The sequence below is a fragment of the Ralstonia sp. Ralssp135 genome (assembly GCF_047304345.1).
Lineage (GTDB): Bacteria > Pseudomonadota > Gammaproteobacteria > Burkholderiales > Burkholderiaceae > Ralstonia > Ralstonia chuxiongensis.
The window spans coordinates 1-23646 of record NZ_JBGLYZ010000043.1 but is presented as its reverse complement, the minus strand read 5'-3'; the positions used below and the strand labels follow the sequence as shown (position 1 = coordinate 23646).

At 62.1% G+C, this 23646-nt stretch carries 26 protein-coding genes, 1 tRNA gene and 1 pseudogene; 15 read left to right on the top strand and 13 right to left on the bottom strand.

The features are described from left to right. Positions 1–56: 56 nt before the first annotated feature. The 10 genes from ACCD03_RS22045 to ACCD03_RS22000 all read left to right on the top strand — a co-directional run bounded on the left by ACCD03_RS22045 (position 57) and on the right by ACCD03_RS22000 (position 9759). On the top strand, positions 57–428 hold the full coding sequence (locus ACCD03_RS22045; RefSeq protein WP_004626520.1) for an SMR family transporter: 372 nt from the start codon (positions 57–59) through the stop codon (positions 426–428). 40 nt (positions 429–468) lie between these two features. Beyond that, a complete protein-coding gene (locus ACCD03_RS22040; protein WP_325650139.1) occupies positions 469–1629 on the top strand; it encodes a DegT/DnrJ/EryC1/StrS aminotransferase family protein in 1161 nt (386 codons plus the stop codon). A 7-nt stretch (positions 1630–1636) separates the two neighbouring features. Then, positions 1637–2632, top strand: a complete 996-nt coding sequence (locus tag ACCD03_RS22035; RefSeq protein ID WP_045204180.1) for a glycosyltransferase — start codon at positions 1637–1639, stop codon at positions 2630–2632. Next, positions 2629–3570, top strand: coding sequence for a formyltransferase (locus tag ACCD03_RS22030; protein ID WP_045204181.1), 942 nt, complete (start codon positions 2629–2631; stop codon positions 3568–3570). Before ACCD03_RS22035 ends, ACCD03_RS22030 begins: the two co-directional genes overlap by 4 nt. Before the next feature lie 16 nt (positions 3571–3586). Beyond that, positions 3587–4651 carry a bifunctional UDP-4-keto-pentose/UDP-xylose synthase gene (locus tag ACCD03_RS22025; protein WP_052672802.1) on the top strand — a complete coding sequence of 355 codons (1065 nt, stop codon included), beginning with the start codon at positions 3587–3589 and terminating at the stop codon, positions 4649–4651. A gap of 23 nt (positions 4652–4674) precedes the next feature. Further along, positions 4675–5568 (top strand): 4-deoxy-4-formamido-L-arabinose-phosphoundecaprenol deformylase, encoded by an 894-nt coding sequence (locus ACCD03_RS22020; RefSeq protein ID WP_045204182.1) that lies wholly within the window; start codon positions 4675–4677, stop codon positions 5566–5568. Between the two features lie 96 nt (positions 5569–5664). Then, entirely contained in the window at positions 5665–6129 is a 465-nt protein-coding gene (locus ACCD03_RS22015; RefSeq protein WP_413412888.1) for a peroxiredoxin, read from the top strand. A 466-nt stretch (positions 6130–6595) separates the two neighbouring features. After that, positions 6596–8323, top strand: a complete 1728-nt coding sequence (locus tag ACCD03_RS22010) for a PhoH family protein (protein ID WP_045204184.1) — start codon at positions 6596–6598, stop codon at positions 8321–8323. A gap of 119 nt (positions 8324–8442) precedes the next feature. Then, on the top strand, positions 8443–8868 hold the full coding sequence (locus ACCD03_RS22005) for a hypothetical protein (protein ID WP_045204664.1): 426 nt from the start codon (positions 8443–8445) through the stop codon (positions 8866–8868). A gap of 141 nt (positions 8869–9009) precedes the next feature. Beyond that, positions 9010–9759 (top strand): C40 family peptidase, encoded by a 750-nt coding sequence (locus tag ACCD03_RS22000; protein WP_045204185.1) that lies wholly within the window; start codon positions 9010–9012, stop codon positions 9757–9759. Positions 9760–9837: 78 nt separating this feature from the next. Here ACCD03_RS22000 and ACCD03_RS21995 read toward each other — a convergent pair whose 3' ends face one another. The 9 genes from ACCD03_RS21995 to ACCD03_RS21955 form a co-directional block, all read right to left on the bottom strand. Continuing rightward, positions 9838–10848: an inorganic phosphate transporter gene (locus tag ACCD03_RS21995; RefSeq protein WP_045204186.1), complete on the bottom strand. Its 1011-nt coding sequence runs from the start codon at positions 10846–10848 to the stop codon at positions 9838–9840. A gap of 14 nt (positions 10849–10862) precedes the next feature. Next, positions 10863–11489 (bottom strand): DUF47 domain-containing protein, encoded by a 627-nt coding sequence (locus ACCD03_RS21990; protein WP_045204187.1) that lies wholly within the window; start codon positions 11487–11489, stop codon positions 10863–10865. Positions 11490–11638: 149 nt separating this feature from the next. Next, entirely contained in the window at positions 11639–13027 is a 1389-nt protein-coding gene (locus ACCD03_RS21985) for a replicative DNA helicase (RefSeq protein ID WP_012435397.1), read from the bottom strand. Positions 13028–13170: 143 nt separating this feature from the next. Next, entirely contained in the window at positions 13171–13623 is a 453-nt protein-coding gene (rplI, locus tag ACCD03_RS21980; RefSeq protein WP_045204188.1) for a 50S ribosomal protein L9, read from the bottom strand. Positions 13624–13647: 24 nt separating this feature from the next. Then, on the bottom strand, positions 13648–13926 hold the full coding sequence (rpsR, locus tag ACCD03_RS21975) for a 30S ribosomal protein S18 (RefSeq protein ID WP_037022304.1): 279 nt from the start codon (positions 13924–13926) through the stop codon (positions 13648–13650). Positions 13927–13938: 12 nt separating this feature from the next. Continuing rightward, positions 13939–14265, bottom strand: coding sequence for a primosomal replication protein N (priB, locus tag ACCD03_RS21970; RefSeq protein ID WP_024975888.1), 327 nt, complete (start codon positions 14263–14265; stop codon positions 13939–13941). 41 nt (positions 14266–14306) lie between these two features. Further along, positions 14307–14675 carry a 30S ribosomal protein S6 gene (gene rpsF / locus ACCD03_RS21965; protein WP_045204189.1) on the bottom strand — a complete coding sequence of 123 codons (369 nt, stop codon included), beginning with the start codon at positions 14673–14675 and terminating at the stop codon, positions 14307–14309. Between the two features lie 93 nt (positions 14676–14768). Next, the gene (locus ACCD03_RS21960; protein WP_045204190.1) at positions 14769–15761 is read right to left on the bottom strand and encodes an asparaginase; all 993 of its coding nucleotides are present in this window, start codon (positions 15759–15761) and stop codon (positions 14769–14771) included. Between the two features lie 136 nt (positions 15762–15897). After that, entirely contained in the window at positions 15898–16674 is a 777-nt protein-coding gene (locus ACCD03_RS21955) for a ferredoxin--NADP reductase (RefSeq protein ID WP_045204191.1), read from the bottom strand. A gap of 254 nt (positions 16675–16928) precedes the next feature. On the opposite strand from ACCD03_RS21955, the gene lexA reads away from it, so the two are divergent. Further along, the gene (lexA, locus tag ACCD03_RS21950; RefSeq protein ID WP_045204192.1) at positions 16929–17579 is read left to right on the top strand and encodes a transcriptional repressor LexA; all 651 of its coding nucleotides are present in this window, start codon (positions 16929–16931) and stop codon (positions 17577–17579) included. 119 nt (positions 17580–17698) lie between these two features. After that, on the top strand, positions 17699–17884 hold the full coding sequence (locus ACCD03_RS21945) for a hypothetical protein (protein WP_024975893.1): 186 nt from the start codon (positions 17699–17701) through the stop codon (positions 17882–17884). A gap of 342 nt (positions 17885–18226) precedes the next feature. On the opposite strand, the gene ACCD03_RS21940 is transcribed toward ACCD03_RS21945, so the two are convergent. Continuing rightward, positions 18227–18538 carry a cupin gene (locus ACCD03_RS21940; RefSeq protein ID WP_045204193.1) on the bottom strand — a complete coding sequence of 104 codons (312 nt, stop codon included), beginning with the start codon at positions 18536–18538 and terminating at the stop codon, positions 18227–18229. A 15-nt stretch (positions 18539–18553) separates the two neighbouring features. Then, positions 18554–20284: a dipeptidase gene (locus tag ACCD03_RS21935; RefSeq protein WP_045204194.1), complete on the bottom strand. Its 1731-nt coding sequence runs from the start codon at positions 20282–20284 to the stop codon at positions 18554–18556. Positions 20285–20416: 132 nt separating this feature from the next. On the opposite strand from ACCD03_RS21935, the gene ACCD03_RS21930 reads away from it, so the two are divergent. Together ACCD03_RS21930 and ACCD03_RS21925 are read left to right on the top strand one after the other, a co-directional pair. Then, a complete protein-coding gene (locus ACCD03_RS21930; protein WP_045204195.1) occupies positions 20417–20812 on the top strand; it encodes a DUF4440 domain-containing protein in 396 nt (131 codons plus the stop codon). A 90-nt stretch (positions 20813–20902) separates the two neighbouring features. Next, a tRNA-His gene (locus ACCD03_RS21925) sits at positions 20903–20978 on the top strand. A 72-nt stretch (positions 20979–21050) separates the two neighbouring features. On the opposite strand, the gene dusA is transcribed toward ACCD03_RS21925, so the two are convergent. Together dusA and ACCD03_RS21915 are read right to left on the bottom strand one after the other, a co-directional pair. Further along, on the bottom strand, positions 21051–22085 hold the full coding sequence (dusA, locus tag ACCD03_RS21920; RefSeq protein ID WP_082076054.1) for a tRNA dihydrouridine(20/20a) synthase DusA: 1035 nt from the start codon (positions 22083–22085) through the stop codon (positions 21051–21053). Positions 22086–22129: 44 nt separating this feature from the next. Further along, positions 22130–23239 carry an enoyl-CoA hydratase/isomerase family protein gene (locus ACCD03_RS21915; protein WP_045204197.1) on the bottom strand — a complete coding sequence of 370 codons (1110 nt, stop codon included), beginning with the start codon at positions 23237–23239 and terminating at the stop codon, positions 22130–22132. A gap of 146 nt (positions 23240–23385) precedes the next feature. Between ACCD03_RS21915 and ACCD03_RS21910 the strand changes: the two are divergent. Next, a pseudogene (locus tag ACCD03_RS21910) lies at positions 23386–23646 on the top strand (sterol desaturase family protein); the annotation flags it as partial.

Sequence of the window (23646 nt, the reverse complement as noted above, 5' to 3'; positions counted from 1 at the left end):
ATTAAGAATATCCGCACGGGGAAACCGCCGCAGTCTGTAAAACATCAAAAGAACACATGAATCTGGTCACTTTCGGGCTGATCCTGACGGGCGTCATGCTCAATGCGTGCGCCCAGCTGCTGCTCAAGGCGGGCGTCAACAACATCGGCCGCTTTGCGTTTTCGGCCGACAACATCCTGCCGATCGGCATCAAGCTTGCAACACAGTGGCCCATCATTGGCGGCCTGTCGTGCTACGTCATCTCGGTGGTGGTGTGGATTCTCGGTCTGTCGCGCGTGGATGTAACCATCGCGTATCCGATGCTCTCCCTGGGCTACGTGGTCAACGCCTTCCTGGCGTGGTATCTGTTTGGCGAAGTGCTGTCGGTGCAGCGCCTGATCGGCATCGCGATCATCCTCGTCGGCGTACTTGTGCTGGCTCGCTCGTGAGCCGATGTGCCCGCCCCCAGCACCCAACCTCATTCAAGTCATGACGCAAACCACCGCCACAGCCGAACTTCCGTTCCTGCCCTTCGTGCGCCCGACCATTGACGAGGCGACCATCGCCGCCGTGGCCGATGTGCTGCGCTCGGGCTGGATCACCTCGGGCCCCAAGGTTGCCGCGTTCGAAGCCGCGCTGTCGGAGTACTTCGGCGGCCGCATCGTCCGCACATTCGCCAACGGCACGGCCACGATGGAAGTCGCGCTGCGCATTGCGGGCATTGGCCCCGGCGATGAGGTAATCACCACGCCGATCTCGTGGGTCGCCACGTCCAATGTGGTGCTGACGGTCGGCGCCAAGCCGGTCTTCGTCGACATCGACCCGGTGACGCGCAACATCGATCTGGACAAAGTCGAGGCCGCCATCACGCCGCGCACCAAGGCCATTATTCCGGTCTATCTGTCGGGCCTGCCCGTCGACATGGATCGCCTCTACGACATCGCCCGCCGCCACAAGCTGCGCGTGGTGGAAGATGCCGCGCAAGCCATTGGTTCGCGTTGGGGCGACAAGCGCATCGGCCAGATTGGCGACCTGGTCAGCTTCAGCTTCCAGGCCAACAAGAACATCACGACCATCGAAGGCGGCGCGCTGGTGCTGAACACGCCCGAAGAAGCCGTGCTGGCCGAGAAATATCGCTTACAAGGCGTCGTGCGTACCGGCTTTGACGGCATGGAAGTCGACCTGGTGGGCGGCAAGTTCAACCTCACGGACGTGAATGCCGTGATCGGCCTGGGCCAGTTCGCCCAGCTTGAAGCCGTGACCGCACGCCGCGCTGCCCTGGCCCGCCGTTACTTTGCCGGCATGCGCGCAGCCGATATCGAGTCGTTCGGCGTTGAGCTGCCCGTAGAGGACTTCACGCACACCAACTGGCACATGTTCCAAATCGTGCTGCCGCTGGATCGCCTGAAGGTCGATCGCGCCGGCTTCATGGCTGGCCTGAAGGCGCTGGGCATCGGCGCGGGCGTGCACTATCCGCCCATCCACCTGTTCAAGCTCTACCGCGAACTCGGCTGGAAGCCGGGCATGTTCCCGGTGGCCGAGCGCATTGGCCGCGCCATCGTTACGCTGCCGATGTTTGCCGGCATGGAAGATTCCGATGTGGATCGCGTGGTCAGCGCGGTCCGCCAACTTTGCGCCCAGTACCAATAATCCAATAATGAAGACACCCGCTCTCTCGGTCGTCATTCCTGTTTACAACGAAGAAGACGGGCTCGCCGCGCTGTTTGCGCGTCTGTATCCCGCGCTTGATGCGCTCGGCATTTCGTATGAAGTCGTGTTCGTCAACGACGGTAGCCGCGACCGCTCCGCAGCCATGCTGGCCGAGCAGTTCCGCGCGCGCCCGGACAGCACGCGCGTCGTGCTGTTCAACGGCAACTATGGCCAGCACATGGCCATCCTGGCCGGCTTCGAACATGCGCGCGGCGAACGCGTCGTCACGCTCGATGCCGACCTGCAGAATCCGCCGGAAGAAATCGGCCGCTTGGTGGAAAAGCTCGACGAAGGCTACGACTACGTCGGCACCATCCGGCGCGTGCGCCAAGACAGCTGGTTCCGTCGCACCGCATCGCGTGCCATGAATTCGCTCCGCGAGCGCATCACGCACATCAAGATGACGGACCAGGGCTGCATGCTGCGCGCATACAACCGAACCATCGTCGACACCATCAACCGCTGCCGCGAAGTCAACACCTTCATTCCGGCGCTGGCCTACACGTTCAGCAAGAACCCGACCGAAATCGAAGTCGACCACGAAGAACGCTTTGCGGGTGAGTCGAAGTACTCGCTCTACAAGCTCGTGCGCCTGAATTTCGACCTGGTGACGGGCTTTTCCGTCGTGCCGCTGCAATGGTTCTCGGCGATCGGGATGCTCTTGTCGTTTGCCTCTGCCGTGCTGTTCATCCTGCTGGTGGTGCGGCGCTTCATCCTGGGCGCGGAAGTCCAGGGCGTGTTCACGCTGTTCGCCATCACGTTCTTCCTGATGGGCGTGCTGCTGTTTGGCATTGGCCTGCTGGGCGAATACATCGGCCGCATCTATCAACAGGTGCGCGAGCGCCCGCGCTATCTGGTGCAGGGTGTGCTGGAAGAAGCGCCGCACCTGCATGAGGCCGGCGCCGCCGATATGAAGACTGGCTCGCAGCGGGGTGTTGCATGAGTTCGCAGCTCAAGCGGCGTGCCGTCGTTTTCGCGTATCACAACGTCGGCGTACGCTGCCTGCGCGTGCTGGCAGCGCGTGGCATTCAGGTCGAACTCGTTGTCACGCACGAGGACAACGTCGCCGAGAACATCTGGTTCGGTAGCGTGCGCGCCACCGCACAGGAATTAGGCATTCCATACATCACGCCGGACAACGCAAACGGCGAAGACCTGCACGCGCGAATCGCCGCAATTGCGCCGGACTTCATCTTTTCGTTCTATTACCGGCACATGATTCCGATGCGCCTGTTGAGCCTCGCCAAATTCGGTGCGTTCAACATGCACGGTTCACTGTTGCCCAAATACCGCGGCCGCGTACCCATCAACTGGGCGGTGCTGCACGGCGAGACCGAAACCGGCGCCACCCTGCACGAAATGGTCGAAAAGCCGGATGCCGGTTACATCGTCGACCAGACCATCGTGCCGATCCTGCCGGACGACACCTCGCACGAAGTGTTCGAAAAGGCCACCGTGGCGGCCGAGCAAACCTTGTGGCGCGCGCTTCCCGCGATGATTGCCGGGCACATTCCGCAGCACCCGAACGTGCTGGCCAACGGTAGCTATTTCGGCGGCCGCAAACCCGAAGACGGCCGCATCGACTGGTCGAAACCGGCACAGCAGGTCTATAACCTGATTCGTGCCGTGGCGCCGCCCTACCCCGGTGCCTTTACGGACGCCGGCAGCGAACGCTACGTTGTCGCGCGGGCCCGTCTGGCGCACCAAACCTTTACGAATTTGCCGCCGGGCTTGCACGTCGTGGATAATGCGATGTTCGGCGTGTGCGGCGATGGGGGAGCCATCGCCATTCACGAGCTCTGGCGCGTCGAGCCCCAAGCTGCCAGCGGAACATCTGTCGTGACCGCGCAGCAGCTCGCCAGCCAGCTCGCCCTCTCCTGATCTTGAGTTTGCCTTCATGAAAAAAGTACTGATCCTCGGCGTCAACGGCTTCATCGGCCACCACCTGTCCAAGCGCATCCTGGAGACCACCGACTGGGAGGTCTACGGCATGGACATGCAGACCGAGCGTCTGGGCGACTTGGTCAACCACCCGCGCATGCACTTCTTCGAGGGTGACATCACCATCAACAAGGAGTGGGTCGAGTATCACGTGAAGAAGTGCGACGTGATCCTACCGCTGGTGGCCATCGCCACGCCGTCGACCTACGTCAAAGACCCGCTGCGCGTGTTCGAGCTGGACTTTGAAGCCAACTTGCCGATCGTTCGCTCGGCTGCCAAGTACGGCAAGCACCTGGTCTTCCCGTCGACCTCCGAGGTCTACGGCATGTGCGGCGATTCGGAATTCGATCCGGAAGCCTCGCCGCTGATCTACGGCCCCATCAACAAGCCGCGCTGGATCTACGCGTGCTCGAAGCAGTTGATGGACCGCGTGATCTGGGGTTACGGCATGGAAGGCCTGAACTTCACGCTGTTCCGTCCGTTCAACTGGATCGGCCCGGGCCTCGACTCGATCTACACCCCGAAGGAAGGTTCGTCGCGCGTTGTGACGCAGTTCCTCGGCCACATCGTGCGCGGCGAGAACATCAAGCTCGTCGACGGCGGCAGCCAGAAGCGCGCCTTCACGTATATTGATGACGGCATCGACGCGCTGGTGCGCATCATTGCCAACAAGGACGGCGTGGCCTCGGGCAAGATCTACAACATCGGCAACCCGTCGAACAACTACTCGGTGCGCGAGCTGGCCAACATGATGTTGGAACAAGCCGCCAAGATCGACGAGTACAAGGACACCGCCAAGCAGGTCCAACTGGTGGAAACGACCTCCGGCGCCTACTACGGCACCGGCTACCAGGACGTGCAGAACCGCGTGCCGAAGATCGCCAACACCATGGAAGACCTTGGCTGGAAGCCGACCACCGTGATGAAGGACGCGCTGGCGAACATTTTCGAAGCGTATCGCACGCACGTGGCTGAAGCCCGCAGCCTGGTCGAAGACGGCAACGGCAACGGCAACAAGTAAAAGCAACACCCCCGCGCAGGTTCATGGCTCTCATCGTCCTCAAGATCGACGTCGACACCCTGCGCGGTACCCGCGAAGGCGTGCCCAACCTCGCGCGCATGCTGCGCGAGCACGAGGCGGGCGCGACCTTCCTCTTCAGCCTCGGCCCGGATCACACCGGCTGGGCGCTGCGTCGGGCCTTTCGCCCCGGCTTTCTCAAAAAGGTTTCTCGCACGTCGGTTGTTGAGCATTACGGTCTTCGCACGCTGATGTACGGCGTGCTGCTGCCCGGCCCCGACATCGGACGCAAAGCCGCAGCTGAAATGCGCGCCATCGCCGAGGCAGGTTTCGAGACCGGCATCCACACGTGGGACCACGTGCTCTGGCAAGACAATGTCCGCCAGCGCGACGCAGGCTGGACCGCCCGCCAGATGACCGCCGCACACGCCCGTTTCATCCAGGTATTCGGCCAGCCACCCGTGACGCACGGCGCCGCCGGCTGGCAGATGAACGACCACGCGTTCCGCCAGATCGACAACTGGGGCATGGCCTATGCCTCCGACGGCCGGGGCACGCATCCGTACATCCCGAGCGTTGATGGCAAAGCGCTGAACCACGTGCAATTGCCGACGACGCTGCCCACACTGGACGAGCTGATCGGCGTGGAAGACATCACGCTCGACAACGTCGCCCGGCATATCCTGAAGATGACCGAGTCCGACCGCGACCAGGTGTTTACCTTGCATGCAGAACTTGAAGGGCAGAAACTTGCCCCGATCTTCCGCGAGTTGCTGCGAGGCTGGCGCGCGCAAGGCCATCGGCTAGGGTCGATGGGCGATTACTACGCGACGCTCGATCGCAGTACCCTGCCCGTGCAGCCCGTCACATGGGGCGAAGTTGCCGGCCGCAGCGGCAGCCTGATCGTTCAGCCGGCCTGATCTTTCCGATCTCCGGTTTGGCGTTGGGCGCTGTATCTCAGATTTGCCCGTCTACGAGCTTCCCGTCTCTCTCCTCGCGGTTTTCCGGAACACACCATGCCCGTCACGATCGACCAGCCTCTTCCCGATTTCTCCGCACCGGCAACCAACGGCATCACGTTCTCGCCGGCATCGCAGCGCGGCAAGATCGTCGTGCTGTATTTCTATCCGAAGGACAGCACGCCTGGCTGCACCACCGAGGCGATGAACTTCCGCGACCAGTACGACGCCTTTGAAGCCGCCGGCGCCGTGGTGTTCGGCATCTCGCGCGACAGCCTGAAATCGCACGAAAACTTCAAGGCGAAACTGGAGATGCCCTTCGAGCTGATTTCCGACGCCGACGAAGCCGTCTGCGACATCTTTGACACCATCAAGATGAAGAAGATGTATGGCAAGGACGTGCGCGGCATTGAGCGCAGCACATTCCTGATCGACAGCAAGGGCGTGCTGCGAAAGGAATGGCGCGGCGTAAAAGTGCCGAACCATGTCGATGATGTGCTCGCGGCGGTGCGCGCCCTGTAACTGCACGTGGATCCAGCTGTCGGGAAAGTGCGGTGCACGGCCTCCTGGCGGTTGATTCTGCGTCGATTTCGCATCGTCTGTCGTGGCCAGTTTGCGACGCACCACAGGTCACATGTGAGCGATTGCAAATCACAAAAGCTTCCGATACAGTCGGAACCGATGAGTACGAAATCCGGATGCCATTCCGATAGCCCACGACGGTACCGGCGGCCAAGTTGGCCTGATACCGCTTCTGCGTTTTTCCCGGCAAGCAGGCCGGGCAGGACGTCCGAAACGTGCAGCTTGTCGTGGCGTTCACCTAGGCCGCCTCACCTCTCGCAGGTCATGGCGGCTTTTTTGTGGCCGTCGTCCATGCCTCAACCGCTGCGACGCGCCCATCCGTTTTCCAGCGTTTCCCGCCAGCGCCGCCTCGCCATGTGCGCGGACGGTGTTTCGTCGTTGTTCCACCCAGAGAGGTAATCGAAGCATGCCGCTGCCGACCATGCCCACCCAGCCAGCCCAATTGCTTGACCCGGCTGAATTCAAGCCTTTCGGCAAAGCCGGAAAGCCGAAGGCGGGTCAGGAACCTCGAAAACCGGTGCCCGCGCTCGAGCGCGAGGCATTGTCAGAAACAGGCCGTGCGCAACCTAAACGCAATGCAGCCAGCACGGCCCGCGCCCGCTCGGGCGAAGCGTCGCCTATGGCGAAAGACACCTCACGCGAATACGCAGGCATCCTCGCCAAGGCCGTGGACACGGTGGGCGCGACCGGCAAACCAACCGAAACCGCCGCCCGCCGCCGCACCCGCCGCGACGAAGGCCCCGCCAAGCTGTTCGTGCTCGACACCAACGTCCTGATGCACGATCCGACATCGCTCTTCCGTTTTGAAGAACACGACGTCTATCTGCCAATGATGACGTTGGAAGAGCTGGACAACCACAAGAAGGGCATGAGCGAAGTTGCGCGCAATGCCCGCACGGTCAGCCGCACGCTCGACCAGCTTGTGGCGGGCACCGACGGCGTCATGGACGACGGCCTGCCGCTCGCCAAGCTCGGCAACCGCGATGCGCAGGGGCGCCTGTTCTTCCAAACGCGTCTGAACGACATCAAGCTGCCTGATGGGCTGCCGCAGGGCAAGGCGGACAACCAGATCCTTGGTGTGGTAGCCGCATTGCAGCAGCAGCGTCCGGACCGATCTGTCGTGCTGGTGTCCAAGGACATCAACATGCGGATCAAGGCACGCGCCCTCGGCCTGCCGGCGGAGGACTACTTCAATGATCGCGTGCTAGAAGACACCGACCTGCTCTACAGCGGCATCATGGCGCTGCCGGCAGACTTCTGGCAGAAGCACGGCAAGAACATCGAGAGCTGGCAGGACCCCAAGACGGGCACGACGTTCTACCGCCTGTCCGGCCCGCTGGTGCCGTCGTTCCTCGTCAACCAGTTTGTCTTCTTGGAGCCGAATGACGGCAGTCTGCCGCTGTACGCGCAGGTCAAGGAGCTGAATGGCAAGACCGCCGTACTGCAGACGCTCAAGGACTACACGCACCAGAAGAACAACGTCTGGGGTGTGACCGCGCGCAACCGCGAGCAGAACTTCGCCTTGAACCTGCTGATGCACCCGGAAGTCGACTTCGTTTCGCTGCTTGGCCAGGCCGGCACGGGCAAGACGCTGCTGGCACTGGCGGCAGGCCTTGAGCAAGTGCTGGATCAGAAGCTCTACAACGAGATCATCATCACGCGCGCCACGGTGCCCGTGGGTGAAGACATCGGCTTCCTGCCCGGTACGGAAGAAGAAAAGATGCAGCCGTGGATGGGTGCCTTCGACGACAACCTCGAAGTCCTGCAAAAGTCCGACGACAATGCCGGTGAATGGGGCCGCGCGGCCACGCAGGAGCTGATCCGCTCGCGCATCAAGGTCAAGAGCATGAACTTCATGCGCGGCCGCACCTTCGTCAACAAGTTCCTGATCATCGACGAGGCGCAGAACCTCACGCCCAAGCAGATGAAGACGCTTGTCACGCGCGCGGGTCCGGGTACCAAGATCGTCTGCCTGGGGAACATCGCGCAGATCGACACGCCGTATTTGACCGAAGGATCATCAGGCCTGACCTACGTGGTCGATCGCTTCAAGGGATGGAGCCACAGCGGGCACATCACGCTGGCGCGCGGCGAGCGCTCGCGGCTCGCGGATCACGCCTCAGACGTGCTGTAAAAATCACGCGGCGACATATTTGTCTGCCGCAAACCGTTGTGCTATCAGGCCGCGCAATTGCGTGGCCTTTTTTTTGCTGCTTGTGGGGCACCTCTCTTTTTCCCTGATGGAGGCCAATGATGCCCATGCAGCAAAACCTGCAGACCCGATCGCGCTTGACCCTGACGTCGGCCGCGCTGGCGATGATGCTGTCCGCCAGCGCTTCCATTGCGCTCGCCGACAACCTCACGCCGAAAACCGCCGGCCAGATCAGCTACGTCTGCGGCGGGGTTGCACAAGACGAGCAACAGGCGCTGAACAGCGAGGCACGCAACTACAACCTGTCTTTGCTGTTCACCCAAGGCGCACGTGGCGAATATCTGGCCGACGTCGACGTACAACTCACACGGCACGGCAAGGAGGTCGCAAGCTTTCGCGCCGACGGACCGCGCTGCCTGATCAAAGCCCCGCCGGCAAGCTATAACGTCATCGCCACGTACCAGGGCACCACCAAGCGCGCGACGGTGCAGACCGGCAGCACACGCAGCGTCCAACTGCGCTGGTAAAACGGCCCGCAAAACGCGACGCCATCGAGGCAAAATCCGCAGACCCGCGCCCCGCTTGGCGTTGCGCCTCGCCAACACGCAGTTTGGCTTTCTGACGAGGCGCGCATAGCATGCTCCCTATCTGGACTCCCCTGATGGCGCATGCTCGCGCAGCACAGCTTTCTCCACGGAAACACGCGACTAGCAGGCGCCGGCCTGTTGGCGCTGGCGTGCTTGCTGTCTGCCTGCTCGTCGACACCGACCCGCTCCACCGCCTCGCGCGACGCGGGTCTGCGCACGCGCGGCGCCCCGATCCACGATCCGAGCGCTGGCCTGGAGGAAATCTCCATCGAAGCGATGGCGCTGGTCGGCACGCCATACCGCTACGGCGGCAATACTCCCGACAGTGGCTTCGATTGCAGCGGACTTGTGCGCTACGTCGTGCGGCGCGCTGCTTCTGTAAACCTGCCACGCACGGCGGCCGAAATGGGCCGCCGCGGCACGTCATTGGACCGACGCGACGTCGCGTCGGGTGACCTCGTCTTCTTCAACACGACCGGCCAGCCGAATTCGCACGTCGGCATCTATGTTGGCCAGAACCGGTTTGTCCACGCACCCGCCACGGGCGGCACGGTACGCTTAGAAGACATGACCAAGTCTTACTGGGCAAGCCGCTACATGGGCGCGCGCCGCGTCGTGGCCGTGAGCAATCTGCCCGACGCACCAGCACCGACCATCGCTCCGATGGCTCCGGCACCCGCCAGCCCAGCCCATCCGATCGACGATGATCCACTGGGAACCCTCGCCCGCTCACGCGACGCTCAAGCTGACAGCCTGATGTCGACGCGCGGGCCTGCCGCTGCGACGACACCTGCGGACGATGACCCCATCGCGCGCTTTGCCACGCAATAGCTGGCGCACGGCCCACAATGCAAAACGCCCACCAATTTGGTGGGCGTTTCGTTTTCTCGGAGTCGACCTGCTGCCGGCTTACAGCAAGTGTCGGCCAATCCACCAGGCAATCGCCGCCATGAACGCGGATGCGGGAATCGTCAAAACCCACGCCCAGACGATGTTGCCGGCCACACCCCAGCGCACTGCGGAAGCCTTCTGCGCAGATCCCACGCCGACGATAGCGCCGGTGATGGTATGCGTCGTCGACACGGGCACCCCCAACGCCGACGCCAAGAACAACGTCATGGCGCCACCGGTTTCAGCGCAGAAACCGCCGACCGGCTTGAGCTTGGTGATCTTCTGACCCATCGTCCGCACGATCCGCCAGCCGCCCAGCAGCGTACCCAGACCGATCGCCACATAGCAGCAGACGATGACCCAGATCGGCGGTTCAGTTGAAGTGGCCGACGCGTAGCCGCCCGCGATCAGCAGCATCCAGATGATGCCGATGGTCTTCTGCGCATCGTTGCCGCCGTGGCCCAGACTGTACAGCGAGGCCGAGAGCAGCTGCAGGCGCCGGAACCATCGGTCCACCTTGGATGGCGGCGTTCGGAAGAACAGCCAGGACACCGCCACCATCAGCAGCGAGCCGAGGATAAAGCCCAGCAACGGCGAAATCAGGATGAACGCCACGGTCTTGAGCAAGCCACTCGCCACCAGTGAGCCCGTACCCGACTTGGCCACAGCTGCGCCCACCAAGCCACCGATCAGCGCGTGCGACGAGCTGGACGGAATGCCGTAGTACCACGTGATAATGTTCCACGCGATGGCGCCGACCAACGCCCCGAAGATGACGTAATGATCGACGATGGACGGATCGATCGTGTCGCGCCCCACCGTGGTTGCCACCTTGAGGTGGAAGATGAAAATGGCGATCACGTTGCAGGCTGCAGCCATCGCTACCGCCTGCTGCGGCTTGAGCACGCCAGTCGACACCACCGTCGCAATGGAGTTGGCTGCGTCGTGGAAGCCATTCATGAAGTCGAACACGATGGCCAGCGCCACCAGCAGAACGACCACCCAGAGACTGATCTGAAGCGTATGCATGAGGCGTCGTCTCGTCAGGCGTTTTCGAGCACGATGCCTTCGATGATGTTGGCAACATCCTCGCAACGGTCGGTGACACTCTCCAGTTGCTCGTAGATCGCCTTGAGCTTGATCAGCAGCTTGATGTCGCTTTCGGTGCGGAACAGCTTGGCCATGGCGGCGCGCATCACGCGATCGGCTTCCGACTCAAGACGGTCGATTTCCTGGGCGATGGTGAGGATCTGGCGGCCGTTGTTCATGTCGTTGAGCAGCGCCACAGCCTTGCGAACCTCCTCGCAGCAAGCCACGCAGATCATCGCGAGCTGACGCGATTCGTCCGTGACATTGGTCACGTCGTACAACGAGATGGTGAGCGACACGTCTTCCATCAGGTCGAGGATGTCGTCCATCGTCGTGATCAGCTTGTGGATCTCGTCGCGATCGAGCGGGGTGATGAAGGTCTTGTGCAGCAACTCGATCGTGTCATGCGTGATGCGATCGGCTTTCTTTTCAAAGTTCTGCACATTGCGTGCATGCATTTCAGCATTGGGCAAGTCATTGACCAGTTCCTTGAGTGCATGGGCTGCCTTGACGGCGCACTCGGCGTGCTGGTTGAAGTACTCAAAAAACTTGCCTTCGGTGGGCATGAAGCGACCGAACATGATGATCCTTGGGAACGGAAAAAAGCAGGAGTCGTAAAAACAACGCCGGACGGGATCACCGCCGGCGCTGTCATTAAAACGCAATATTTTACCGGAACCAGCCTCGCGACATGCGTGGCACGTTGTGGCGGGCCGACACGAACTACACGTTACGTGTCGTTGTCAAAGAATGCATTGCCCCCGGTGAAGTTGTCGAACTTCGTGTATTCACCCAGGAACGTGAGACGAACCGTACCAATCGGGCCGTTACGCTGCTTACCGATGATGATTTCTGCCGTGCCCTTGTCCGGAGAATCGGGGTTGTAGACCTGATCACGATAGATGAACAGGATCACATCGGCATCCTGTTCGATAGCGCCGGATTCTCGCAAGTCCGACATCACAGGACGCTTGTTCGGACGCTGTTCCAGGCTTCGGTTCAACTGCGACAGCGCGATCACTGGGCAGTTGAGTTCCTTCGCCAAGCCCTTCAGCGAACGCGAGATTTCCGAAATTTCGGTCGCGCGGTTCTCACCGCTGCCCGAGCCCGACATCAGCTGCAGGTAATCGATCACGATCAGGCCGAGCTGCCCGCACTGCCGTGCAAGCCGGCGCGAGCGCGCACGCAATTCCATCGGGTTCAACGCGGGCGTCTCGTCAATGAAGAGCTGCGCGTCGTTCATCTTCTGGATGGCATGCGTCAGGCGCGGCCAATCCTCGTCAAGCAAGCGGCCGGTACGCAGCCGGTGCTGATCCAATCGCCCGACCGAACCCAGCATACGCATGGCGAGCTGCGTGCCGGCCATTTCCATCGAGAACACAGCTACCGGCAGCCCCTGCTCCACCGCAACGTGTTCGCCGATGTTTAGCGAGAACGCCGTCTTACCCATCGAGGGGCGACCAGCCACGATGATCAAATCACCGCCCTGCATACCGCTGGTCATGCGGTCGAGGTCAACGAAGCCCGTCGGCACGCCGGTAATGTCGCTCTGGTTATCGCGGTGGTACAGCTCGTCGATACGCTCGACCACCTGCGTCAGCAGCGGCTGGATTTCCAGGAAGCCTTTCTGCCCGCGCGAACCTTCTTCGGCAATCGCGAACACCTTGGATTCGGCCTCGTCCAGCAGCTGGCGCACATCGCGCCCCTGCGGGTTGAAGGCGCCGGCGGAAATCTCGTCGGCGATCGTCACGAGTTGGCGCAGCACGCCGCGGTCGCGCACGATTTCCGCATAGCGACGGATGTTGGCTGCGCTCGGCGTGTTCTGCGCAAGCGCGTTCAGGTAGGCCAGACCGCCCACCTCTTCCGCCTTGCCTGCGGCCTGCAACTGCTCGTACACCGTGATCACGTCAGCTGGCTTGGCCTGCGAAATCAGCTTGCCGATGTTGTGGAAGATCAGCCGGTGGTCGTAGCGGTAGAAATCGTGCTCGTTGATGAAATCGGCAATGCGATCCCAGGCGGCGTTATCCAACAGCAACCCGCCGAGCACCGACTGTTCGGCCTCGATGGAATGCGGGGGCACCTTGAGGGAATCGAGCTGGGGATCGGAGGGCGCGTTCATGGCGGGATTATAGCGGCGCTGCTCGGTCTTCAATCTGGAACCCCTGACACAAAGGACAACAAAAAAAGGCAGAGACTTTCGTCCCTGCCTTCTTGACTCGCGTCGATCGGTGACCCGGGCGCCGCGAGGTGCTGCGTGCGTGCTTAGGCTGCGTCGCCCCGCACCGACACGTTCACGTCAACTGCCACGTCGGTGTGCAGCGACACGACGACCGGGTGGTCACCCACGGTCTTCAGCGGGCCGTTCGGCAGACGCACTTGCGCCTTCTCAACCTTGAAGCCTTGCGCAACCAGTGCATCAGCGATGTCGTGGTTGGTGACGGAGCCGAACAGACGGCCATCCACACCAGCCTTTTGCGACAGTTGCAGCGTCAGGCCGTTCAGCTTCTCGCCTTCGGCTTGCGCAGCAGCCAGCTTTTCAGCTGCCAGCTTTTCCAGCTCAGCGCGGCGGGCTTCGAATTCCTTGATGGCGGAATCCGTAGCGCGGCGGGCTTGCTTGTTCGGGATCAGGAAGTTACGAGCGTAACCATCCTTCACACGCACCACGTCGCCCAGGTTACCCAGGTTGACGACCTTCTCGAGCAGAATAATTTGCATTGTGAGTTCTCCTTATCCCGCTGATTAGTGCTTGTGCTGATCGGTGTACGGCATCAGCGCGAGGAAACGTGCGCGCTTGATGGCCGTGTCCAGCTGGCGCTGATAGATCGCGCGCGTGCCGGTCAGGCGGGCCGGGGTGATCTTGCCGTTCTCGCCGATGAAGTCCTTGAGCGTGTCCAGATCCTTGTAGTCGATCTGCTCAACGCCGGCCACGGTGAAGCGGCAGAACTTCTTGCGCTTGAACAACGGGTTTTGCTGCTGGAAGCGCTTCTTGTTCTTCGCGTCGCGCTGCTTCTTGTTCATGAATGCCATGATTCAATCCTTTACGAATACGTTACATCCGGAGATGTGAAAGACCAGTGCCTTACTGCTGCGGTGCTTGCGAGCCAGGAATCCTACGCAATCCAGGACGGTGCCCGGAGCGATGCGATCCAGAACGGAAGCCATCTTGCCGGCTGCCAGTGCTTCCATCGAAAACTCGATCTGCCGCACTGTCTGCGCTTCGACCGCCTGCCCGCTGTATGCCAGTAGACAGTTGACGATCGGCACGCCTGCCGGGGTGTATCGCATCACCTCGCGCTCGACCAGAGTGGCGACGAGCTGCAGGCGATTGATGGCGTTGTCCCCGTGGGTTTCGTTCATGCTGGTGATGCGCGATCAGGCTTGCGCAGCACCGCGCGGCATCAGGCGGCCTGTTCGGTCTGAGCAGCGGCCTTCTTGGCCTCTTCGCGTGCGACTTCCTTCATCATCGGCGACGGCGCCGTTTCAGCCTTCTTGGCCTGAACGATGAGGTGACGCAGCACGGCGTCGTTGAACTTGAACGCGTGCTCGAGCTCAGCCAGGGTCTCCTTGCCGCACTCGATGTTCAGGCACACGTAGTGAGCCTTCGCCAGCTTCTGGATCATGTAGGCCAGTTGACGACGGCCCCAGTCCTCGACGCGATGCACTTGGCCGCCTTGCGTGGTGACCGTGCTCTTGTAGCGCTCGATCATCGCGGGCACTTGCTCGCTCTGGTCCGGATGGACGATGAATACGATTTCGTAATGACGCATTGACGCTCCTTGTGGATTAAGCCGCCCGGGCGTCACACTCCGGTGCAGCAAGGTTGGTTAGCCTGCCATTATACGCAGGCCTTGGAGATTTTTTCAATATCGATCAATGACTTGCTGCAGGGAGGCAACTTCTGCCTCGGCGCGCCCAGAGGCCAGAAGCAACGTCAGCAGCACACGCGCCTTATAGGGGTTCAGCGAGCCGCTCGACGCCCAGCGATCTCCGCCCGGCTGCGCAGGCACCACGCCAGCACCAGTACGCGTGGAACGGAGCACGAAAACGCCCTGCTGACTCGCCCGGTTCAGCGCCGCCTCAAGATTCGCATGGATGGAGCCCGCGCCGGTTGCGGCAACGACCAACCCCTTCACGCCAGCGGCGACTAGGGCATCCACCACGCGCGCATCGGGCTGTGCATAGCTCGCCACAACCTCAACCCACGGCCACTGGCCTGAGGGTGGCATCGGCAGCACGTCGGTTGCGGCTACACGCTGCGCTGCACGCTGAAACTGTACTTGTGCGTCGAGCACGAAACCAAGCGCGCCCGCGTCCGGCGAGACAAAGGCTTCTACCGCGTAAGTGTGACCCTTCTGCACATCCCGAGCGGCATGCACGCGCTGGTTGAGCGCGACCAGCACGCCGCGCCCTCGCGCCAATGGACTGGCGGCCAGCCGCACCGCGTTCAGCAAATTCAGCGGACCATCCGCCGACAGCGACGTCGACGGCCGCATCGCTGCCGTCAGAACAATCGGCGTATCGGTCTGCTGCGTCAGGTGCAGCAACATCGCGGTTTCTTCCAGCGTGTCGGTGCCGTGCGTGATGACCACGCCGTCCACCTGTTCGACGTCGATCCAGTGACGGATCCGCGCCACCAGCTCTTCCCACACGTCGAACGTCAGGTCCTTGCTGTCGATCTGGGCGACCTGCTCGGCGCGCACATTGGCGAGGCGCTCCAAACCGAGCTTGCTGGCCGCAAGCAGTTGTTCGATGGGGACGGCGCCAGCGCGATAGCGTGCGGCGGAGCCAGCGTCGTCAGCTGAACCGGCGATTGTGCCGCCGGTGGCGAGGATGGCGATGGTAGGCAAGGACATCGTTGCAGACATGCGTTGTGGGCAAGGCGCGCATTGTATCCGCCCGCCCCGCCTTTGCCGACGCGGGATTGCCCTGTGCGCCCAGAAAACAAAACGCCGGCGCACCGGCCGGCGTTTGCAACAGAAGCCCTGTCGATTATTTCTCGACGAAAGCGCGCTCGATCACGTAGTCACCGGCTTCGCCCATACGCGGCGAAATCTTGAAACCGCGGGCATCAAGCAGCTTGCAAGTGTCTTCCAGCATGGCCGGGCTGCCGCAGATCATGGCGCGGTCGACAGCCGGGTCCATCGGGGGCAGGCCAATGTCGGCAGACAGCTTGCCGTTGTCGACGAGGTCTGTCAGGCGGCCCATGTTGCGGAACGGCTCGCGCGTGACGGTCGGGTAATAGATCAGCTTCTCGCGCACCTGATCGCCGAAGAACTCGTTATTCGGCAATTCGCGGGTGATGAAGTCGGCATAGGCCAGCTCGCTCACTTGGCGCACGCCGTGCAGCAGCACGACCTTCTCGAAGCGCTCGTAGGTGTCCGGGTCTTGGATGATGCTCATGAACGGCGCCAGGCCGGTGCCAGTGCCGAACAGATAGAGGTTCTTGCCGGGCAGCAGGTCATCCAGCACGAGCGTGCCGACCGGCTTCTTGCTCACCAGCAGCTTGTCGCCCACCTTCAGGTGCTGCAGGCGCGACGTCAGCGGGCCGTTCTGCACCTTGATGCTGAAAAACTCGAGGTGCTCTTCGTAGTTCGGGCTGGCAATGCTGTAGGCGCGCATCAGCGGCTTGCCTTCGACCTCCAGCCCAATCATGACGAAGTGGCCGTTGTGGAAGCGCAGCGCCTGATCGCGCGTGGTCTTGAAGCTGAACAGCGAGTCGTTCCAGTGATGGACGCTCAGAACGGTCTCTTGATTGAAGGCGGACATGGTGACGTTCGGGCCAGCCCAACGAGGCTCAATCGGGCTATGTGGCGGTGCAAAAAATCGGTCAAGGCCTTGATTTTATGCGATTCCCCGCGGCTGCGCCTGCATGGATTGCGCATAAGCTTCTAACCACTCGCATAGGTTTTGACGGCGGTCATAAGGACCGGGTGCTCGCGCAACACATCACAACAAAATCACTTGCGCTTCCCGCGTCACTGTATAAAATCACAGCACCTGTTCAAATATACAGTACGCCAATGGCCGCCCTCACCCCTCGCCAACAGCAGATTTACGACCTGATCCGCCAGACGATCCAGCGCACGGGTTTTCCGCCCACACGCGCTGAGATTGCCGCTGAGTTCGGCTTCTCATCGCCCAATGCTGCCGAGGAGCACCTGCGCGCGCTGGCACGCAAGGGCGTGATCGAATTGACGCCGGGCGCCTCGCGCGGCATTCGGGTGCGGGCGGCCGGCGACACGGCGCAGCATCAGTTCTCGCTGCCGTCGATGGGGCTGATGCAATTGACGCTGCCGCTGGTGGGCCGCGTGGCTGCCGGTAGTCCGATCCTGGCTGCAGAGCACATTGATCGCCAGTATCAGGTCGATCCGTCGCTGTTTTCTGCGCAGCCCGATTTTCTGCTGAAGGTGCGTGGCATGAGCATGCGCGACGCCGGCATTCTGGACGGGGATCTGCTGGCCGTGCAGCGCGCCACCGAAGCCACCAACGGCAAGATCGTTGTGGCTCGACTGGGCGACGACGTCACGGTCAAGCGCTTCCAGCGCAAGGGCCGCCATGTCGAGCTGATTGCCGAGAACCCCGATTTCGAACCGATCCACGTTGATCTGGATCGTGATGAGTTTCACCTGGAGGGCTTGGCCGTCGGTCTGATCCGGCCTGCTGCTCCGTAAGTCTCCGGCGCGTCTCAGCGCCAAAGCTTCGCTGTTTGATCCAACCTGGAGGTGAGCCATCGGCCCGCCAGGGCGGAGTCTTGCCACTCGCTTTTCCACCCGAACTCACGAGGTCTGCCATGCGACTCGGATCGATGTCTTCCCGCCGCCGCCCGGTACAACCGGTGCCTTTCCGCCAAACCCAGGGCGTGCGCATCTATCAGGGGGAGCAGCGCCGTACGATGGTCGGCAGCATGGCCGCCATCTGCCGAATGCTGGATGCTATTCCGGTCGCTTCACGTACCGCTGGCGCCGAAAACTGCTGAGGAAAAGAAGGACAACGAGGGGCGATGAAACGTGCTGTAGCAGCCGATCAGGGCATACCCCAATGCTGCCGCCGCAACTGATTTCATACACTTGCCCTGCCCTGAGGACAGGGCTTTCTTCAACTGATTTTCGGCCCGCCGCTTGAGCGGGCTGTTTTTTTGTTCGCAAGTTGCTGCAGCGGCACATCCCACGATGTTCCGTCAGCAAAACGGACGTTTACCCGGATGTTGTTTGGCGTACGTGACAGTAGTATTGCCAATGCCCTCAGGGGCAATGAGATCGCTGAATTCGAAGCCCGCACATTGCGGGCTTTTTTTTCGCCGCAATCGGCTGGCGAGCCGCTAAACGCTCCCGGCTTTCTCGACGACGAGAATTCTTGCCTCGCCACGCGGGTGTGCCACATGCTCGCAGCCGACACCGGCGAAGAAGATGTCACCGGGCTCCAGCGTCGCGACCCTCTCTTCGCCGGCTTCGCGGTAATGCATGTCGACCGTGCCGTCGAGCACCACAAACACCTCCTCGCCATCGTTCACATGCCAGCGATAAGGCTGGTCGGTCCAATGCAAGCGCGTGGTAATGCCACTCATGTTGGCAATGTCGAGCGCGCCCCAGGCACGCTCAGCAGTAAACGACTTGGCCCGGATGATGTTCATGGCGGTTCCCGGCGGTTACTGCATCGACGGCAGATTGCCAACACGCACCAGCATCTCGGTGAACATCTGCATATCGAGGTCGAGGTCCGGCACTTCCTTGTACTCGTTGGCGTTGTGCGCGGTGTACTTCTTGCCGGGCATGGCGGGGCCGAAGTTGATGGCATTCGGCATCAGCTTGGCGGTCGTACTGCCGGCCGTGGGGACGGGCTTGGCGTCAAGGCCAGTCGTGTCGCCGTAGATATTGAGCAGCGTCGACAGCCATGCGCCCTTCGGATCGCGTGCCATCCAGTTGCCCTGGTCATGGTTGATTTCGAGGGCGACATGGTTGGCGTTGGCCCACGCGTTGATCTTGCCGACGATCTCACCTCGCAGCGCGTCGGGCGTTTTTCCGCGCGGCATGCGCACGTTGGCGGTCACCTCCACGCGGCCATTCTTGTCACCAATCACCGTAGGCGAGATGGTGAGCGGCCCCATGAAGTCGTCCTTGTAGGCGAGGCCCATGGTGTTGCCGAGGTAGTCGGTGCCGTAAAGGTCGGTCAGATAGCGCACGGCGCGGGCGTAAGCGTTGTCTGCCAAGCCGAGATCGGCTGCGCGCAGGAACAGCGCCAGACGCGGCAGCGGGTTAACGCCTTCCTCCGGGCGTGAGCCGTGCGCCGACGTGCCGGTCACCTTCACGACGATGCTGTCCGCAGTGCGCGTGATGTCGATTGCAAACTTGCCCTGTGCGGCCAAGCTGTTCACAAACGCGTCGCGTTTGGCTTCGAGCGCGGCGGTCGCCACGCCCAGGTCCCCGCCTTTGAGCGTGGCGGTGGCCGTCTGCGGGACGGAGCTGGCCGACGCCGCGCCCCTCATCGAAACAATGGCCGTATGCGTTGAATCGCCGGCCTGCGCAGGGAAAAACACCTTCAGCGCGCCAGTGCCTTTCTCGGCAACCACCGCCGGGTACTTACTGTCGAGCACGATGTTGTACGCGGGCAATTGCGTGTGTTCGCGGTAGTACTTCATGCCATCGCCACCAGTTTCTTCGGTGGTTTCGATCATCAGACGGATCGTGCGCGCGAGCGGCACGCCGCTGTCCTTGACCGTTTTCATGGCGTACATCGCGGCGGCAATCGAGCCCTTGTCGTCAATCGTGCCGCGGCCGTACAGCAGATTGCCAACGCGCGTGACCTTGAACGGATCGAGCTTGGTGCCGTCGCCGAGCACCCATTCTTCGGGCTTTGCGGGTACGACATCGGCATGCGTCAGGATGCCGAATTCGTCCGAGCCGGTGCCGGGCAGCGTGACTTCAAATACGCGGTTGTCGACGTTGCGATATTTCAGGCCGAAGTCGCGCGCCATGCCCTCGACCAGCTTGCCGAACGCCACGATGGCGGGGTTTTCGTACTGCGGAATTTTGTCGTCGCGCACCGTCGGCAGCGCGACCATCTTCTCGATCGAGGCGATCACGGCCTGCTGGTTGTGCAGGCGGTTGTACAGACCGAGCAGACGCCCGATGTTGACGAGGTCATCGCCAGTGAGCGCGACCTTCTTCTGATACGCGGCAACACTGCCTGCAACCTGCGGATCAGCCTTCGCGGCTGCCGCGAGAAAGCTGTTCAGGTCAGCCGACGCCTTGGATTGCTCAGCGACAAGCAACGCATCGAGTTGGGGTTTCTGAAGCGTGGCGGCAAAGGCGCCGGTGCCGCAAGCCAGCGACAGTGCGATCGCCAGCGAAGACAGGCCAATACGGGCAGTGCATTGCATCGAAGTGGTTTCCGGGAAAGGCGAAGGCGCCATCATAGGGGCGAAGTGCAAGCCACGCATTGTGCGGCGCGAAAAACGCTAAGCTACGCACGCTGCGCAGTATGCTTGGAGTTTTCCTAGGAGGCTTGCCGCATGGAACCGTCTCTGGATACCGCCCCCGATCTGCTGAGCGTGCTGGAAGAACTGCGCCGGCGCGAACCTATTTTCCATCGCCCCGAATTGGGCACGCGCCGCGAAGACTTCGAGCGCATGACCACGGAAGATTTCTGGGAAACCGGCGCCTCCGGTCAGCGCTATAGCCGCAGCTATGTGCTCGGCGTTCTCGATGCCCGGCACGGCCATATCGGCGAGGATTTCTGGCAAACGCGCGATTTCCGCTGCCAGGAGATTGCGCCGGACAACTACTTGCTGACGTACACGCTGGTGCAATCGAACCGGACGACGCGCCGGGCGACGTTGTGGCGGCGGACGGCTGATGGCTGGAAGATCGTGTACCACCAGGGAACGGTCGTGGCGGAGGCTCGTTGAACTCCGTTGCGAAACCCTCTAGGCAAGTCGAAAGAATGTTTGTATAATCGCTGTTTCCTTGAACGGCGACATGCTGCTCAAAGAACAATGGTGGCTGTAGCTCAGTTGGTAGAGTCCCAGATTGTGATTCTGGTTGTCGTGGGTTCGAATCCCATCAGTCACCCCAAGATTCAAGAAAAAGCCCGCATTCGCGGGCTTTTTTGCATTCAGCGGTCGGGGCAACCCGCCCCTTCCTGCATCAAACCGCTACCACCTCATCGTTCGATTCTTCGCCGCGCCGCAGGTGCGCCCGCGCCTCGTCGAAGAGCGCGTGGGTGTCGGCCTGCGTCTTGACGCGGCCCAACGCCTTGGAATCCGACAGCACGCGCCGCCAGCCGCGCGCACCAGCCACGCCGCGATACAGCCCCAGCATGTGGCGCACCGCCGCCCCAGCGTAGCCGCCGCGCTCCACCCAGCGGCCGACGTAACCGATCATCGCATCTTCCACCTCGGCACGCGCGGGGGCTTCAGTGCCTGCGCCGTAGTACCGCGCATCGAAGACCGCCATCAGATGCGGATGGTGATATGCCTCGCGGCCGATCATGACGCCGTCAACGTACGCAAGGTGCGTGTCGATCTGTTCCAGCGTCTGCACCCCGCCGTTGAGGAGGATTTCCAGATGCGGAAAATCACGCTTGAGCTGGTAGACGACTTCGTACCGCAGCGGCGGAATTTCGCGGTTTTCCTTGGGGCTCAGGCCTTTCAGGATGGCGTTGCGCGCGTGGACGATGAAGGTCTCGCAACCCGCCTCGGCGATGGTGCCGACGAAATCACGCACGAAATCATAGGTCTCGATGGCGTCGATGCCGATGCGGTGCTTCACCGTGACCGGAATCGACACCGCGTCGCGCATCGCCTTGACGCCCTGGGCGACGAGCTTCGGCTCGGCCATCAGGCACGCGCCGAACGCACCTCGCTGCACGCGCTCCGACGGGCAGCCGCAGTTGAGGTTGATTTCCTTGTAGCCCCATTGCTGGCCGAGACGCGCGGCCTGGGCGAGATCATCGGGTTCGCTGCCGCCGAGCTGCAGTGCCACGGGATGCTCGACCTCGTCGAAATCGAGGTGGCGCGGGACGTCGCCGTGCAGCAGCGCGCCGGTGGTCACCATTTCCGTGTAGAGCCAGGTGTGGCGCGAGATCTGGCGATGGAAGAACCGGCAATGTCGGTCCGTCCAGTCCATCATGGGCGCCACCGACAAGCGGCGAGGGTTGGGCGTGGGGCGTTCAGCAGTCACAGCAAGATCAACGATTCAAAATCCAGGCGCGCAGTTTACCGGTTCTAGTCCGACAGCCCCAGCAGCGGATGCTGCTCATGGCGCCACGGCGAGATAAAGAACGCAGCCACTTCATCGTCACGCACGGCGTCGATGCTGGTGTGCCTCCACTTGGGCGCGTGGTCTTTGTCGACAGCGAGTGCGCGAATGCCTTCGATACCGTCGCCTTCAGCAAACACGTGCGTCATCATGTCCAGTTCGCGGCGCAGTTCATCGGCCAGCGTGGTGCGGCGGCCGCGGCGGATCAGCTCCAGCGTCACCGCCATCATCAACGGCGAGCGCTTGGCCATGTGCTCAGCGGTCTGTGCGGCCCATTCGGAATCCGTGCTGCCAGCCAGGTCGGCGAAGATGCCTTGCACGCTGCTCTGGCTGAAGCAGGCATCGATGGCCTCGCGGTGGGGCACGATGATGGCCTTGGCATCATTCGGCGCCGATGCGGCTTCGGTAAAGCAGGCAGCGATCTGCTCGGCGCTGCCCCAGTTGCCATCGCGCAGGCGTTGGACGATGCCCGCCAGCGCCTCGGTGGTGACGTGGCAATCGGCAAGGCCGACCGACAACGCGTCGGCCGCTTCGATCATCTGCCCTGTCACGCCCAGGTATTCGCCCACATGGCCGGGCACGCGCGCCAGGAACCAGCCGCCGCCAACGTCCGGGAACAGGCCGATGTTGGTTTCAGGCATGGCCATCTTCGTGCGCTCGGTCACCACGCGCAGGGATGCGCCTTGCGAGATGCCCATGCCACCGCCCATCACCACGCCGTCCATCAACGCGATGTAGGGCTTGGCATAGCTGAAGATCAGGTGGTTGAGACGGTATTCCTCGGTGAAAAAGGTGATGAGTTGCGGGTCGCCGGCCGTGGCGGCGCGGTGGAAGAAACGGATGTCACCGCCGGCACACAGGGCCTTGCCGCCCTCGCCACGCAGGATGACAGCGTGGACCTCCGGATCGTGCTGCCAGGCCAGCAGCGCATGCGACATCGCGCGGATCATCTCCAGCGACAGCGCGTTGAGCGCCTGCGGCCGGTTCAGCGTCAGCCAGCCGATGCCGCCGCGTACTTCGGCGATCACGTTGGGTTGGACTTCAGCCTGAGGCGCGATGGAAACGGTGGATTGCATGTCTCGGATGTTGTTGTGGAAATAACGGCTCGCACTGTACACGACAGCGTATTGAAGCGAGGAAGGGCTCTAGCCTGCCCCCTTTCGCAGCGCGGGTGTTGGGCGTATACCTGCCGGTTGGAGACGACACACATCACAACAATCCAATGACCCCTGCCAACGCCACCCCGGGCGCATCCGGTTTCGACCCAGGCCTGATCCTGCTGGCCTTTGCGCCGGTCTTCCTGCTGACCATCGGCGCAGAGGCGTGGTACTGGGGCAAGCGTGATCCATCCGTCTACAGCCTCAAAGACACCGTTTCAAACGCGTGCCTTGCGCTCATGCACCAGGCGTCGGACGCGTTCTTCCTGTGGCTGATGATCAAGACGGTCTACTCGTGGACGTACAGCCACGGCTTGCGCGCGGTG